The following is a 14299-nucleotide window of genomic DNA, read 5'->3' as shown; positions in this document are numbered from 1 at the left end:
CTCAGGCGAACTGCATCTCGGCCACGTCGCGGGCGACCCGCAACGGCGCCCCCGACGCCGCCTTCACGTCGTCGACGCTGAGGCCCGGAGCGATCTCGCGCAAGAGGAAGCCCTCGGGCGTCACTTGCAAGTAGGCGAGATCGGTCACGATGTCGGTCACGCAGCCGCGCGCGGTCGCGGGATAGCTGAGCGCCGGCACCAGCTTCGACGCGCCGCTCTTCTCGCGGTGATACATGATGACGATGAGGCGCCCGCCCCCGGCGGCGACGCCGGCCGCCAGGTCCATCGCGCCGCCGATGCCACCGACGCCCGTCGCGGGCACGTTCCAGTTCGCGAGGTCGCCGTTCGGCGCCACCTGGAAGCCGCCGAGGACGACGGTGGACACACGTCCGGTGCGCGCCATCGCGAACGAGACGGTCGAGTCGAAGTACGCCGTGCCGGCGACCGGCGTCACGAGCTGTCCGCTCGCGTTGTAGAGGTCGATGTCCTCCTCGCCCTCGGGCGGAAAGGCGCCGAAGCCGAGGATGCCGTTCTCGGAGTGGAGCGTCAGGCCGCGTCCCTCGATGAAGTTCGAGACCAGCGTCGGGAGCCCGAGGCCGAGGTTCACGTACTCGCCCGGACGCAGGAGCGCCGCCACGCGCATCGCCATCAGGTCGGGCGGAAGCCCGGTCGCTCCTTCGCGGGCGGTCTGCCCCTCCATCGACCGCGTGCGGCCCGCCATCATGACGATCTGCCGCACGATCGCCGGATCCCAGCGCTGCGTGGTCTTCACCATGCGGTCCACGAAGATGCCCGGCGTGTGCACGGCCTCGGGGTCGATGGCGCCGAGCGGCACCAGCTCGCGCACCTCGGCGATCGTCGTGCGCGCACCGGTCGCGAACGCCGGACCGAAGTTGCGCGCGCCGCGACGGTACGTGAGGTTGCCGATCGGGTCGGCCTGCTGTGCCGCGAGCAGCGCGAAGTCGGCGCGGATGGCGCGCTCGAACAGATGCGGCCGGCCGTCGAACTCGCGCACCTCTTTGCCCTCCTCCACCACCGTGCCCACCCCGACAGGCGTGTAGAAACCGGCGAGCCCGGCGCCGCCGGCGCGCACCCGCTCGACCATCGTGCCCTGCGGCGTCAGCTCGAGCTCGACCTCGCCGGCGCGGATCTGCTCCGAGAAGGGCGTCGGTCCGACCGGCAGGACCGCGAACGTGCAGATGAGCTTTCGCACCTGTCGCTTCTCGGCGAGGATCTGGAGCGACGTCGGTCCGGCGGCCGTCGAGTTGCAGACGACGGTCAGGTCCTTCACGCCGTGCTCCTGCAGCGCCAGCAGGCAATCGGTCGGCCACGCCTGCGGGGGTCCGAACGAATGCACGAGCAGGGTGTCGCCGTCCTTCACGTCGGCGACGGCCTCGAGGGCCGTCTCGCACACGCGTTTGGTCGCCATCGAACGCTTCTCGTGCCACGAGCGGTCCAGTGCACGCAAACGGTCGGCGGCCCAGGCCTTCCGCTCGCGCGCGACGTGCGCTACGTCTGGTTCGGCAGCGACCGAGGGACGGCGATCAGTGGCAACGTGAGAGCGTCGCCATGAAGCGCCGATGGCCACATCATGCGCGGCAAGCGAATGACCATCTTCACCGGCGAGCGCGACCGCTGGAAGCATCGCCCGCTCTACCTGGCGATCCTCGAGTACCTGAAAGCCAACGGCTGCGCGGGGGCGACGGTCACCAGAGGCCTCGCCGGTTTCGGTGCGCACTCACACATCAAGACGAGCGTGCTCGTCGAGGTGTCCGTCGACCTGCCGATCGTGATCACGGTGGTCGATTTGCCCGACAAGATCGACAAGTTCGCGGATCACGTTGCCGGTATGCTCAGCGCCGGCACCATCACGGTCGAGGATACCGAGGTTCGCTTCTACTCCGCGGCCTTTCGGGGCGGCGTCCCGGACGTGAGTGTCGCGGACGTCATGACGCGATCCGCCGAGACGGTGACCGCGGAAACGTCGATCGCGGAGGTGGTCCGGAAGCTTCTCGAACGCGACCATACCGCGTTGCCCGTCGTGGACGCGCAGGGGCTCGTCGTGGGGATGGTGGGCGATCAAGACCTCCTGCGGGCGGGCCTCACGTCGGCGAGCTTGAGCCTGCACAAGGCCGCGGACGCGGCGACCGTGGCCGAGGTCCTTCGCAGCCTTCAGTCCCGGGGGACGACCGTCGGGGAGGCGATGGCGAAGCCTGCCGTCACGATCGCGGAAGCGGCGCCGCTCAAGGACGCTGCGCAACTGATGCACGGGCGGGGCTTGAAGCGCCTCCCGGTCGTCGATGAACGGGGTTGCCTCGTCGGCGTCGTCAGCCGCCTCGACGTTCTGTCGAGCATCGCCGAGGGCTACACCCGCCGCAGCGTGCCCCAGACGCAGCGACTTCCCCAGGAGCATCGTCGCGTGTCCGAAATCATGGACCGTGAAGTGCCGTCCGTCCGAGAGACCACGCCCTTGGCCGAGGTGGTCGAGAAGCTCCTCGGCTCGGATGCGAAGCGCGTCATGGTCGTCGACGACGCGGGACGCCTCGTCGGCGTCATCGCCGACACCGACCTCCTGGCGCGGGTCGACCCGGGTGAGCGCCCTGGCATCTTCACGCTCCTGCGGAGCCGCTGGAATCGAAGCGCAGAGCACAAGGTACGGCGCGCCTCCGGGCAGCGCGCGGCCGACGTCATGAGCAGCCCTCCCATCTCGGTGCGGAGCGACGCGACGGTCATCGAGGCTCTCACCCTCTCGGTGACCAGGCACATCAAGCGGCTCCCCGTCGTCGATACCCAGGGCAAGGTCGTGGGAATCGTGTCCCGCCCGTCACTGCTCGCCGCCTCGCTTGACCTTGCGGCCACGACGCCTGCCTGAGGAACGCGGTCTCGCCGCGAAGCCCTCCTCGACGAGTCGTCGATGGGAGCAGCGTCGAAACGCGACGCCGACGTTCGCGGCGACGTCGCCGACGGCATCGAACGCCTGGTCGTCCGTCACGATCTCCACCACGTCCCCCGGTCGCGCCGTCCCGAGCCACAGGCCGACCACCGCCGCGATCCGCATGTCGCTCCAGTCCTTGACCCCGGCCGAAGGCGCGCTGTGGACGAGCTCGGCCCCATGGCGGGCGAACAGGCGCGCCGTCTGTTGGCTCACCACGCGCCAATTCCCGATGGCGACGATCCTCGCCGTCGAGCCGGGCCGGTCGAGCCCCAGATACGACAGCATCCGCTGCGCGTGCTCGAGGCGATTCGAGTTCTCCACGTCGAAGAACACGATCCGGCGACGGCTCGCGTACGCGCGTTGATCTTCGTCGTCGGTCACGAGCCTAACGAAGCCGCAGCATCGCGAGTGCGCCTGCTGCTCCGGTCATCGCAGCGTACGTGAACCCGGCGGCCGGCGAAACGCCCACCCACAGGGCACCGACGACCGAGCTCGCCACGAGATCGCCGACGCCGTTGACCGCAGCGAGCGCGCCGTAGCCGGTCCCTCGCACGCCCTCCGGAAGGAGATCAGCGGCGACCGTCGCCTCGAGCACTTCTTCGGCCGCCATCGCCACGCCGGCCAGAACGAACAGACCCGCCAGGACGACGATACCGGGGTGATCGGCGGCGGCCACGAAGCCGAGCGCCATCGCCGCGTACGCCGCGTACCCGGCGGCCAGCACGCGGCGCGCGCCCACGCGCTCGCCGAGCACGCCGATGCCGTACGACGAGCAGGCATGCACCAGGTTGTGAAGAGCGTACATCGCCACCGCCATCCGCTCGGGCGGGACGCTCGAAGACGACCCCAGCAGGGAGACGGCGCGCAGGATCAGGAGAGAGCGCGCGAAATCACCGAGCCCGAAGAGAAATACGGCCACGAGGAATCGCCGGAACGGAGCCGGTAGGTCCGCGAGGCTCGCTCGAAGCGGCGGCCGCCGACGCGGCTTACCCAGCTCCGGTGCGCTTGCAAAGGCTGCGATTGAGAGAATCCCCGGCACGAGGGTCGCCAGGAAGATCGTACGGTAGCCGAACCGTCCCAGGAGCAGGAGCGCGAGCAACGGCCCCAGCACCGCGCCGACCGTGTCCATCGCACGATGAAAGCCGAATGCACGCCCACGAGCCGTCGCGGGGACGGCTTCGGCAAGCATCGCGTCCCGCACGGGCCCGCGCATGCCACGGCCGACCCAGCTCGCCGCGCGAACGCCCAGCACTTGGCTGGGCACCCGCGCGAGGGCCAGGGCCGCCATGCCGATGCCGGTCGCCGCGTACCCGACGACGCCGATCGGCCTTCGGTGCCGCAACCCGTCGCTGTACCAGCCTGCGAGGAGCTTGGCTGCGGTCGAGAGCGCGTCCGATATTCCCTCGACGAAACCCAATGACGCGGCTGACCCGCCGAGCGACACCAGGAAGAGCGGGAGGACCGCGGTCGCCGTCTCGTGTCCTGCATCGGAGAGGAGGCTCGCGACGCCGAACGCGAGAACGGTACGATTGAGCCACGGCGGCACGCTTGGCCGGGGTTCTCCCGTCCGGGTGTCCCCGCCACGGAGCTCATCCATGGGAGGAAGCCTCCAACGGGAGGGGGCCGCTCAGATTCGTCTCGGCGACGATGGTCGCACGCGCGCGCAGCGATCTGAGCCGTTCGACTTCCTGCCGGACCGCATCTTCGCCCTGCGCATGCTGCGCGCGGGCGTCCGCCAGGGACCGCCGCGCGGCCTCGCCAATGTCGCGGAGATGTCGACGAACCTCGGCCTCGAGATCGCGGCCGCTGGCGCGCGCCTGCTCGTCGAGGTCGTTGGTCACGCGCGACACGTTCACGGTCAGGAGACGCTCGAGATACCTCGTCGCCTCCCGCCCGATCGCGCGACGGGCGTACGGCGCGGGACGGAGCTGATCGAGCATCCAGCGCAACGGCGAGCGACCGGTCACCTGGAGCAGGTTCGTGTAGTAGAGGTGACTGGGCACGCGGAAGCCTACCTCGACGGGCATAGCGGGAATCCCGCTTGCATCGGACCGGATGGCATCGACCAGGCGCTCGAGAAACTCGTCCGCGAGCTGCACGAACCGCTGGGCTCCGATCCGATGGAGCTCCTCGGCCGCGGGGCGTTCCTCTGCACGCCAGCGCTCGGCGAGCTCCCGATGGAGGCGCCGAGCTTCAGCCAAGGCCCGTGTGCGGAGTACCTCGCGTCCCCCATCGCCGTCACGTACGAAACGAGCGAGCGCTTCTCTGGCCGCCGGCAGGGCACGATCGAGAAACGCCGCCTGCTGCGCCTGGAGGCGCCGGGCGAGACGTTGGTGCTCTGCGGCCATCAGCGCGCGAAGGTCCCCCAGCGTCTCCTCCGCGCGCGCCGCACATTCGGACAGTGCGGCAACCCTGCGCTCCGAGTCCTCGAGGGGTCGGAGCAATGCTCCGAGTCGCTCGTCGATCTCCCGACAGAGCCGATCAGCCAGACCGCGTATGCCTCGAAGCCCGGCGGTGGCGACGAGATGCTGGCGCGAATCCCGGGCGAGGCGCGCAAGGGTCCTCTCCAGACAGGCCCAGTCGCGAGGAGTTCCGCCGGCAAGCCGCTCCGTCGCGCTCACCGCCAGAATGGAACCGGGATCCCTGCCGAGACGCTCGCGCAGGACGCGGGTCGTGAACACCTCGGCCTCGTGGCGCTCGGCATTCGAGAAGCGATCCGCCTTGCTCAGCACGAACAGGAGCGTCTCCGTCTGGGCCGCGATCTCCTCGATCAGCGTCAGCTCGTCGGCCGAGATCGGCGGATCCACGCCGAGCACGACGACGGCGGCATCGACGTGTGGAACGAACGCCCGCGTGGCGGCCGTGTTGTGCGCAACGACCGAGCCGATGCCAGGGGTGTCGACGAGGCACAGCCCGTCGCGCAGGAGCCTGCTCGGCACGGACACCTCCACCGTGTCAACTCGCTTCGTGTTGCCGGGATTCTCTTGCTCGGTGACGTACGCGGCCAGGAGACGCGGGTCCACATCGGTCCAGCCTTCGGGAAGCTCGACCCGCACCGCGAGCCGCTCGCCGCCACGGACGACCGTCACGACGCTCGTCACCGGAGCGACGCCTGTCGGAAGGATGGGCGCGCCGACGAGCGCGTTGACGAGCGACGACTTGCCCCGCTTGAACTGACCGACGCAGGCGACGAAGAAGCGGCCTTCGGAAAGCCTGGTGGCGAGATCCAAGGCCTCGCGGGCGAGCGCCGCCCTGCCGAGCTCGGCGGCAACGGCAGCCAGTTCGGTGAGCCCCTCCCGTGTTCGTTCCGATTCGATCGCCATCGCCGTCGTCCCAGCGGACGCCGTGCGGCGGATCGTCGAAATCAGCTCCCGCGGGCATCCCCTGCAGGAGTCATCATCCCCGGCCGAGGCCAGGGCGGTTCGGGCGAACCCCATCGCCCATCGAGTGCTGTTACCTGGCTATAGCTCACGGCGAGCGCAGTCAACGCACCTTGATCCGACCGCAGGCCGGCGATAGCCCTCGTCGCGCATGACGCGGCTCATCGGGGCGACGACCGCCGGCGTCCTCCTCGCGCTCGCGGCACTGCACGTCTACTGGGCGGCGGGCGGGACGTGGGGCACGCGGGTCACCGTTCCCGAGCGTGACGGGCAGCCGCTCTTTGCACCGTCGATCGCGGCAACCCTGGTCGTGGCCGCCCTGCTGCTCGCCGCCGGCGGGATCGTGCTCGGTCGGCTCGGCGTAGTGGCGGGCACCCTGCCGCGTTGGCCGTTCGTCGCCGGCACCTGGGTGCTGTTCTTCGTGTTCGCGGGGCGCGCGATCGGCGATTTCCGATGGATCGGATTCTTCAAGGCCCCGACGCCCACGGCGTTCGCGCGCTGGGACGCGTGGCTCTACTCGCCGCTCTGCGCCCTCATCGCGTGCGGGTGCCTCGTCGTGGCGCTGCGCGACTGACGGCGCCCGTCAGCTTCCCATCTTCACGATCATGTCGAACTCGGCCTTGGTGAGCGGCACGACCGAGAGCCGGGACTGTCGCACGAGCTTGATGTCACGCAGGGCCGGCGTCGCCTTGATGGCTTCGAGCGTGACGGGCTTGGCGAGCGGCTTCACCGGGACGAGGTCGACGACCACCCAGCCTTTCTCCTTCGTGGTCGGGTCGGGGTAGGCCGTGCGCACGACCTCGGCGACGCCGACCACCGCCTTGCCCTCGACCGAGTGGTAGAAGAGGACCGGGTCGCCGACCTCCATGGCCGCGAGGTTGTTGCGCGCCTGGAAGTTGCGGACGCCGTCCCACATCGTGCGGCCGTCGCGCACGAGGTGATCCCACGAGTACTTGGTGGGCTCCTGCTTCACGAGCCAGTGGCCCTTGGCCATGTGCGGGTCCGCGCGCTACGCGGCTTCGAACAGACCGGCGGCGCCCATGCCGCCCCCGATGCACATGGTGACGATGCCCCAGCGACCCTTGCGGCGGCGCAGCTCGCGCAGCAGCGCGCCCACCATGCGGGAGCCGGTCATGCCGTACGGGTGCCCGATCGAGATCGAGCCGCCGTTCGGGTTCAGCTTCTCCATCGGGATCCCGAGCTTGTCGCGACAGTAGACGACCTGCGACGCGAACGCCTCGTTCAGCTCGACGACGTCGATGTCGTCGATCTTGAGGCCGGCGCGCTTCAAGAGCTTCGGTACCGCGAAGACCGGACCGATGCCCATCTCGTCGGCCTCGCAGCCGGCGAACACCGTGCCGCGGAAGTAGCCGAGCGGCTTCACGCCGAGCGCCTTCGCGCGCTCGGCCGACATGATGAGCGTGGCCGACGCGCCGTCGGAGAACTGCGAGGAGTTGCCGGCCGTCACGCTGCCCGTCGGGTTGAAGGCGCCCGGAAGCTTGCGGAGGCCTTCGATCGTCGTGTCGGGACGATTGCACTCGTCCTTCGCGACCGTCACCTGCTTCTGCGACTTCGCGCCGGTCGCCTTGTCGGTCACCTCCATGGTGACCGTCATGGGCGTGATCTCCTCCTTGTCCTTGCCGGAGGTCTGGAAGGCCGCGGTGCGCTGCTGGGAGGCCAGCGCGAGCTCGTCCTGCGCCTCGCGCGACACCTTGTAGCGCTCGGCCACGATCTCCGCCGTGAGCCCCATCGGCATGTAGACCTGCTTGTAGTGCTCCGTCAGCCACGGGTTGAAGAGCATGTGCTTGGAGAAGTCGTTCTGCATCAACGTGATCGACTCGAGGCCGCCCGCCATGACGGCGTCGGCGCCCTCGTTCTCGACCATGTGCGCGGCGACGGCGACGGCGTTGAGCCCCGAGGAGCAGAAGCGCGACACCGTGCCGCCCGCGACCTCGTGCGGAAGCCCCGCCAAGACCGCCACGTTGCGTCCCACGTTGAAGCCCTGCGGCCCCTCCGGGAAGCCCGTGCCGAACACGACGTCGTCGATCTCCTTCACGTCGAGCTGCGGCACCTTGGCGAGCACCGCCTTCACGCAGTGCGCCGCCATGTCGTCGGGCCGCGTGAGGTTGAAGGACCCTCGGAACGACTTCGCGAGCCCGGTGCGCTGGCTCTCGACGACCACGGCTTCACGGATCTTGCGCATGACCTGCATGGGCGCTCTTCTCCTTGCGATGGGGGTTGTGACGAACCCGGAATGACTCGCAGGGCGAAGGAGAAGATGCAAGGCCTCGACGCGACGGCTATCCGGGAGGGAGCGAGCGCAGGTAGCGCAGGATGGAGCGGACGTCCCTGGGGGACAGCAGGCGGCTCATGTGCGGCATCTGCGGCTGCACGTCGCCCACCATGTGCCACACGTCGCGGCGCAGGGCCTCGGGGTCCTTCTTCGCGAAGTAGGCGGCGTCGAAGACGACCGTCGGCCGCTTCTCCGTCGCCCAGTCGAACCCGGGGCCGCGCCCGTCGTCGCCGTGGCACGCGGCGCAGAAGCGTGAATACGTCTCGTAGCCGGGCGAGAGAATCCGCACGAACGCGACGAGGGCAGTCTGGTTCTCGCGCAGGCCGAAGTCCGGGATCGCGGGCATTTTGGCGTGGCCATGGCGGACGCGGTCGACGAGCGCGTCGTCGCTGGTCGCCCGCTGATACGCGGGGTCGGAGAGATCGCGCGGCGCCTTCGTCACGCCGAGCGGGAGCACCGTCGAGGCGTGCCCGAACGGTCCGTGGCAGACCTCGCAGCGGTCGACGTACAGCTCCTGTCCGCGTTCGGCGACGCGCCAGTCGATCTTCGGCAGGCGCTGCATGTGCGCAACCAGGGTCTCGGTGTCGCCCGCACGGGCGCGGAGCGCCTCGGGATCCCGCGCGAGACCGAGCGGGCGACCGTGACGGATGCGCTCGACCAGGACGTCGTCGTCGTAGCGCGTGAGGATCCCGTCGCGCAGGTTGCGGGGCCGCGGCGAGAAGAGATCCGCGTCGGGCCCGTCGCCTCGTGCGTCGGTGCCGTGACAGACCGCGCAATATGCGTCGAAGAGGAACTTCCCGTCGCGCTGCTCGCCGCTCGCGGCCGACGCCGCGACCCCGAGTACGAGCGCTCCCAGCCACCACCGCCGCAGGGACGTCATGGTGCGGGCGTGGTGCAAAGCCCTTGCCGCCTCCCGATGCCTTGACGCACCGATCGCTCGACGCGCGTCCCGTCGCGCTTCTGAGAACGCGCGCACGGCATGGTGGCGCAATTCGGAATGGCCCGGCGGATTCCACCCGGCCCGAGCCGACGGCCCCCGGCTTGCATGGTCGTCTCGAGACAATGACCGACTACGACGCGATCATCATCGGCTCGGGCTCTGGAGGGTTGACGGCGGCGCTCGCCCTCGCGCGCGCCGGCAAGAAGGTCGTCGTCTTCGAGCAACACGATCATCCCGGCGGCTACACTCAATCATTCTCGCTCGGTGGTTTCCAGTTCAGCCCGGGCGTGCACTACATCGGCGGCCTCGGCCCCGGCGGCGGCTTGCGCGAAATCTACGAAGGTCTCGGCGTCGCCAACGACCTCCTCTTCTTCGAGCTGAACCCCGACGGTTACGACCACGCCATAATCGGCCGCGAGCGCTTCGACTTCCCGAAGGGCCAGGGCCGTCTGGCCGCCCGCTTGAAGTCGCGTTTTCCAGCCGAGGCCGGCGGCATCGACGGCTACCTCGACACGGTCGCGCGGATGACCGCGGAGGTGGGGCGTGCGCTCCCGGTGCACGACGCACGCGAGGCGGCGTTGCTGCCGCTGCGGATGCCAACCGTGCTGCGCTACGGGCTCCGCTCGCTCGACCGTCTTCTCGACCGCTTCACGCACGATCCCTTGCTGCGGGCGATCCTCTCGATCCAGGCGGGCGACCACGGCATGGCGCCATCGCGCGCCCCGGCGATTCTCCACGCCAGCGTCGCCAGCTACTACATGGACGGTGGCTGCTACCCGCGTGGCGGTGCGCAGGCCATCGCCGACGCGCTGGTCGCGCGCATCCGTGACGGGGCGGGCGAGGTGCGCGTGGGAACCCCGGTCGAGCGCATCTTCATCGAAGGCGGTGTCGCGCGTGGCGTCGGCCTCGCGGACGGAACCCTCCTGCGCGCCGACATCGTGATCTCGAACGCCGATCCGGGCGTCACCTGGGGCCGTCTCGTGCCCGCGGAGCACGTCGGAGCCCGCCTGCGCAACCGGCTCGCACGCATGCGCTACTCGAGCTCCACCTTGAGCCTGTTTCTCGCCGTGGACATGGACGTGCGCGCGGCGGGCCTCGACTCCGGGAACTGCTGGTTCAGCCGAACGACGGACGTCGAGGCGTCGTACGCGCTCGCGGAGCGCACCGACCTGGCCGCCATCGACGAGGTGCCCGGGCTCTTCCTCAACGTGACGACGCTGAAGGATCCAACCCGGCGGCGCGACGGAAAGCATACGATCGAGGCGATCTGTCTCGCGTCGTACGAGGCGTTCGCGAAGTGGAAGGACTCGACACCCGGCCGGCGCCCCGAGGACTATCGGCAGCTCAAGCGGCGGCTCGCAGACAAGATGCTCGACGCCATCGAAGTGTTCGTCCCGGGCGTACGCCGCCACGTCGTGTTGCAGGCGCTCGGCACGCCGCTCACGAACGCACGCTACCTGGCGGCGACGCGCGGGGGCATCTACGGGATCGAGAAGAGCTTGCGCAATCTGGGGCCGCTCAGCTTCCCGATCCGTTCGCACATCCCGGGGCTCTACCAGTGCGGGGCGAGCACGATCGCGCCCGGCATCCTCGGCGTGACGACCTCGGGTCTCCTGGCCGCGCAGGCCGCCCTCGGCGTCCCGCGCGAGGCGTTGCTCACGGCGAAGGGACAGTCGCTGCGCGTCCACCCGGCCGACGACCCGGCATCGTGGCCGCCGGAGCTGCGGAGCCGGGTGGTGGCCTAGGTCGAGCCGGTCTACTCGACGACCCAGGTCTCGCCGCTGTGCAGGAGCCGCTTCAGGTCGGGCGTGGTCTTGGCCTTGGCCGCGGCCACCTGCGCGGCCAGCGCGTCCTCGTAGCACGGCCGCTCGACCGCCGTGAACACGCCGATCGGCGTCGGGAACGCCGGTGACCCCATCCGCGACAGCAGGTAGGCGAGCGCCGGATTGGTCTCGTCGTGGACGAGCAGCTCCCGTTCCGTGACGCCGCTCCCGAGCGTCACGATCTCGGGGCGATAGTCGCGGAGCCGGATCCCCTTGTCGCGGTTCTTGCCGAAGATGAGCGGCTTGCCGTGCTCGAGGAGAAGCGTGTGGTCGGCTTTGCGATCCTTCTCGGTCACGTCGGCGAAGGCGCCGTCGTTGAACACGTTGCAGTTCTGGAGCACCTCGACGAACGAGCCGCCCTTGTGCGCGTGGGCGCGCCGGACGATCTCCTGCAGGTGCTTGGTCTCGACGTCGACCGTGCGCGCGACGAAGCTCGCCTCGGCGCCGAGCGCGAGCGCGATCGGGTCGAACGGGTGGTCGATCGAGCCGACCGGCGTCGACTTCGTGATCTTCCCGACCTCGGACGTCGGCGAGTACTGCCCCTTCGTGAGGCCGTAGATCCGGTTGTTGAAGAGCAGGATGTTGAGGTCGAGGTTGCGACGCAGGACGTGGATCAGGTGATTGCCGCCGATCGAGAGCGCGTCGCCGTCGCCGGTCACGACCCACACCGAGAGCTCGGGGCGCGTCGCCTTGATGCCGGACGCGATCGCCGGTGCACGGCCGTGGATCGAGTGCACGCCGTACGTGTTGACGTAGTACGGGAAGCGGCTCGAGCAGCCGATGCCCGAGACGAAGACGAAGTTCTCGCGTGCGACGCCCAGCTCGGGCAGCACCTTCTGCACCTGCGCCAGGATCGCGTAGTCGCCGCACCCCGGGCACCAGCGTACTTCCTGATCGGAAACGAAATCCTTCTTGGTGAGGGTCGCCATCACGCCGCGGCCTCCGCCTTCCCATTGATGAGCTTGAGGCACCGGCCGACGAGCTCGCTCACCTTGAACGGGCGGCCCTGCACCTTGTTGAAGCCGATCGCGTCGACCAGGTAGTCGGCGCGAATGAGGCGGACGAGCTGTCCCAGGTTCATCTCCGGGACGAGCACCCGCCGATAGCGACCCAGGATCGCCGGCAGATCGGGCGGTAGCGGGTTCAGGTGCCGCAGGTGGGCGTGTGCGACGGCGTGCCCCTGCGCGCGGAGCTGGCGCACCGCCTCGCGGATGGCGCCGTACGTGCTGCCCCACCCCACGACGAGGAGATCGCCCCGCTCCGGTCCGAACATTTCGGTCGGCGGAATCTCGCGCGCGATGCCCGCGATCTTGCGCGCGCGGGTACGGATCATCTGCTCGTGGTTCATCGGCGCGTAGCTGACGTTGCCGGTCACGTGGTCGTGCTCGAGGCCGCCGATGCGATGCTCGAGCCCCGGCGTGCCGGGCACGACCCACGCGCGCGCGAGCTTCTGCTCGTCGCGCAGGTACGGATAGTAGCCCTGTGGATCCGTCCGGAACTTGACCGTTATGGGCGGCAGCTTGTCGGGATCCGGGATGAGCCACGGCTCGGCGCCGTTGGCGAGGTAGCCGTCGGTCAGCAGGATCACCGGCGTCATGTACGTGACGGCGATCCGCACCGCCTCGTAGGCCATGAGGAAGCAGTCGGCCGGCGTCGAGGCGGCCAGGATCGGGATCGGGGCTTCGCCGTGCCGGCCGTACATCGCCATCAGGAGGTCGGCCTGCTCCGTCTTGGTCGGCATGCCGGTCGACGGGCCGGCGCGCTGGATGTCGGTGATCACGAGCGGCAGCTCGACCGCGAGGGCGAGCCCCATCGTCTCGGCTTTGAGGTTCATTCCCGGACCGCTCGTCGTCGTGAGCGCGATCGCGCCGCCGAAGGCGGCGCCGAGCGCCGCGCCGATGCCGGCGATCTCGTCCTCGGCCTGGAACGTGTAGACGTCGAACTGCTTCAGCGCCGCCAGCTCGTGGAGCACGTCGCTCGCCGGCGTGATCGGGTAGCTGCCGAGGAAGAGCGGCCGTCCGGCCTTGTGCGCCGCCGCGACGAAGCCGAGCGCCGTCGCCGTGTTGCCCGTGATGTTGCGGTACTTGCCGGGCGTGATCGCGGCCGGCTTCACCTCGTAGGAGACCGCGAACAGCTCGGTCGTCTCGGCGAAGTTGTAGCCGGCCTTCAGCACGCGCAGGTTCGCCTCGACGAAGAGCGGGTTCTTCTTGAAGCGGTCGCGGATGAACGCCTCGGCCGGCTCGAGCGGCCGGTGGTAGAGCCAGGACACGATACCCAGGCAGAGGAAGTTCCGGCAGCGGAACACCTCGCGCGCGGAGAGCGAGAGGTCCTTCAGGGCGTTGCTGGTGAGCTTCGCCACGTCGATCGGGAAGACCTGGTACTTCGCGAGCGAGCCGTCGCCGAGCGGGCTCCGCTCGAAGCCCGCGCGCTTCAGGTTCTGCTCGTTGAAGCCCTCGTGGTCGACGATGAGGATCCCGCCCGGCTGCAGGTCGTCGATGTTTGCCTTCAAGGCCGCCGGGTTCATGGCGACGAGGACGTCGAGGTCGTCGCCCGGCGTGAAGACCTCGTGCGACGAGAAGCTCAGCTGGAACGCGCTGACGCCGGCGAGCGTGCCGGCCGGGGCCCGGATCTCGGCCGGAAAGTCCGGCAACGTGGCGATGTCGTTGCCCGCGATCGCGGACTCGGCCGTGAACTGCATACCCGTGACCTGCATGCCGTCGCCCGAGTCGCCCGCGAAGCGGATGACGACCTGATCGCGCGCCTCGACGCGCTTGGGGCTCGTGGCCGAACCGTCGGACATGAAGCGAAACCTCCTAGCGTCGTACCGGGGCTTCCGTGCCCGCGGATCTCCTCCTATCGCGTATAGCTGGAGCACCCACGAGCCGCAATCCAAACGCAGCGGCCGTGATATGACACGGTGCAAGGGAG

At 69.5% G+C, this 14299-nt stretch carries 12 protein-coding genes and 1 riboswitch; of the genes, 3 read left to right on the top strand and 9 right to left on the bottom strand.

The genetic code is table 11. From position 1 onward, the window contains the following. Position 1: 1 nt before the first annotated feature. Positions 2-1429 carry a 3-oxoacid CoA-transferase subunit A gene (locus tag VMS22_10480; protein ID HXJ34449.1) on the bottom strand — a complete coding sequence of 476 codons (1428 nt, stop codon included), beginning with the start codon at positions 1427-1429 and terminating at the stop codon, positions 2-4. A 162-nt stretch (positions 1430-1591) separates the two neighbouring features. On the opposite strand from VMS22_10480, the gene VMS22_10475 reads away from it, so the two are divergent. After that, the gene (locus VMS22_10475; GenBank protein HXJ34448.1) at positions 1592-2872 is read left to right on the top strand and encodes a DUF190 domain-containing protein; all 1281 of its coding nucleotides are present in this window, start codon (positions 1592-1594) and stop codon (positions 2870-2872) included. Here the strand turns inward: VMS22_10475 and VMS22_10470 are convergent. The 3 genes from VMS22_10470 to VMS22_10460 are packed head-to-tail and all read right to left on the bottom strand — an operon-like array spanning position 2825 to position 6258. Continuing rightward, positions 2825-3316, bottom strand: a complete 492-nt coding sequence (locus tag VMS22_10470) for a hypothetical protein (protein ID HXJ34447.1) — start codon at positions 3314-3316, stop codon at positions 2825-2827. The genes VMS22_10475 and VMS22_10470 overlap by 48 nt on opposite strands. Positions 3317-3320: 4 nt before the next feature. Then, on the bottom strand, positions 3321-4481 hold the full coding sequence (locus tag VMS22_10465) for an MFS transporter (GenBank protein HXJ34446.1): 1161 nt from the start codon (positions 4479-4481) through the stop codon (positions 3321-3323). Positions 4482-4524: 43 nt separating this feature from the next. Then, a complete protein-coding gene (locus tag VMS22_10460; protein ID HXJ34445.1) occupies positions 4525-6258 on the bottom strand; it encodes a dynamin family protein in 1734 nt (577 codons plus the stop codon). A gap of 57 nt (positions 6259-6315) precedes the next feature. Then, positions 6316-6385: riboswitch (Fluoride riboswitch) on the bottom strand. 81 nt (positions 6386-6466) lie between these two features. On the opposite strand from VMS22_10460, the gene VMS22_10455 reads away from it, so the two are divergent. Then, complete coding sequence (locus VMS22_10455) at positions 6467-6889, top strand: DUF3995 domain-containing protein (protein HXJ34444.1); 423 nt, start codon at positions 6467-6469, stop codon at positions 6887-6889. Between the two features lie 9 nt (positions 6890-6898). Here the strand turns inward: VMS22_10455 and VMS22_10450 are convergent, their stop codons facing one another. From VMS22_10450 to VMS22_10440, 3 genes are all read right to left on the bottom strand, one after another. After that, the gene (locus VMS22_10450) at positions 6899-7309 is read right to left on the bottom strand and encodes an EVE domain-containing protein (protein ID HXJ34443.1); all 411 of its coding nucleotides are present in this window, start codon (positions 7307-7309) and stop codon (positions 6899-6901) included. Positions 7310-7324: 15 nt separating this feature from the next. Further along, positions 7325-8509 carry an acetyl-CoA C-acyltransferase gene (locus VMS22_10445; protein HXJ34442.1) on the bottom strand — a complete coding sequence of 395 codons (1185 nt, stop codon included), beginning with the start codon at positions 8507-8509 and terminating at the stop codon, positions 7325-7327. A 106-nt stretch (positions 8510-8615) separates the two neighbouring features. Next, positions 8616-9488 (bottom strand): c-type cytochrome, encoded by an 873-nt coding sequence (locus VMS22_10440; GenBank protein ID HXJ34441.1) that lies wholly within the window; start codon positions 9486-9488, stop codon positions 8616-8618. 182 nt (positions 9489-9670) lie between these two features. Between VMS22_10440 and VMS22_10435 the strand changes: the two genes are divergently transcribed. Beyond that, positions 9671-11293 carry an NAD(P)/FAD-dependent oxidoreductase gene (locus VMS22_10435; GenBank protein HXJ34440.1) on the top strand — a complete coding sequence of 541 codons (1623 nt, stop codon included), beginning with the start codon at positions 9671-9673 and terminating at the stop codon, positions 11291-11293. Positions 11294-11304: 11 nt separating this feature from the next. Here VMS22_10435 and VMS22_10430 read toward each other — a convergent pair whose 3' ends face one another. Together VMS22_10430 and VMS22_10425 are read right to left on the bottom strand one after the other, a co-directional pair. Next, positions 11305-12300: a 2-oxoacid:ferredoxin oxidoreductase subunit beta gene (locus tag VMS22_10430; GenBank protein HXJ34439.1), complete on the bottom strand. Its 996-nt coding sequence runs from the start codon at positions 12298-12300 to the stop codon at positions 11305-11307. Next, positions 12300-14171, bottom strand: coding sequence for a 2-oxoacid:acceptor oxidoreductase subunit alpha (locus tag VMS22_10425; GenBank protein ID HXJ34438.1), 1872 nt, complete (start codon positions 14169-14171; stop codon positions 12300-12302). Before VMS22_10425 ends, VMS22_10430 begins: the two co-directional genes overlap by 1 nt. Between the last annotated feature and the right edge of the window lie 128 nt (positions 14172-14299).

The sequence above is a fragment of the Candidatus Eisenbacteria bacterium genome (assembly GCA_035577985.1).
Classification (GTDB): Bacteria; Desulfobacterota; Binatia; order DP-6; family DP-6; genus DATJZY01.
This window is presented reverse-complemented; position numbering and strand designations above follow the sequence as displayed.

Bases quoted from the DNA above. Each gene is read 5' to 3' on its own strand.
- VMS22_10430 (HXJ34439.1), bottom strand. From the start codon at position 12,300: ATGGCGACCCTCACCAAGAAGGATTTCGTTTCCGATCAGGAAGTACGC.
- VMS22_10440 (HXJ34441.1), bottom strand. From the start codon at position 9,488: ATGACGTCCCTGCGGCGGTGGTGGCTGGGAGCGCTCGTACTCGGGGTC.
- VMS22_10480 (HXJ34449.1), bottom strand. From the start codon at position 1,429: ATGGCGACCAAACGCGTGTGCGAGACGGCCCTCGAGGCCGTCGCCGAC.
- VMS22_10460 (HXJ34445.1), bottom strand. From the start codon at position 6,258: ATGGCGATCGAATCGGAACGAACACGGGAGGGGCTCACCGAACTGGCT.
- VMS22_10450 (HXJ34443.1), bottom strand. From the start codon at position 7,309: ATGGCCAAGGGCCACTGGCTCGTGAAGCAGGAGCCCACCAAGTACTCG.
- VMS22_10435 (HXJ34440.1), top strand. From the start codon at position 9,671: ATGACCGACTACGACGCGATCATCATCGGCTCGGGCTCTGGAGGGTTG.
- VMS22_10455 (HXJ34444.1), top strand. From the start codon at position 6,467: ATGACGCGGCTCATCGGGGCGACGACCGCCGGCGTCCTCCTCGCGCTC.
- VMS22_10475 (HXJ34448.1), top strand. From the start codon at position 1,592: ATGCGCGGCAAGCGAATGACCATCTTCACCGGCGAGCGCGACCGCTGG.
- VMS22_10425 (HXJ34438.1), bottom strand. From the start codon at position 14,171: ATGTCCGACGGTTCGGCCACGAGCCCCAAGCGCGTCGAGGCGCGCGAT.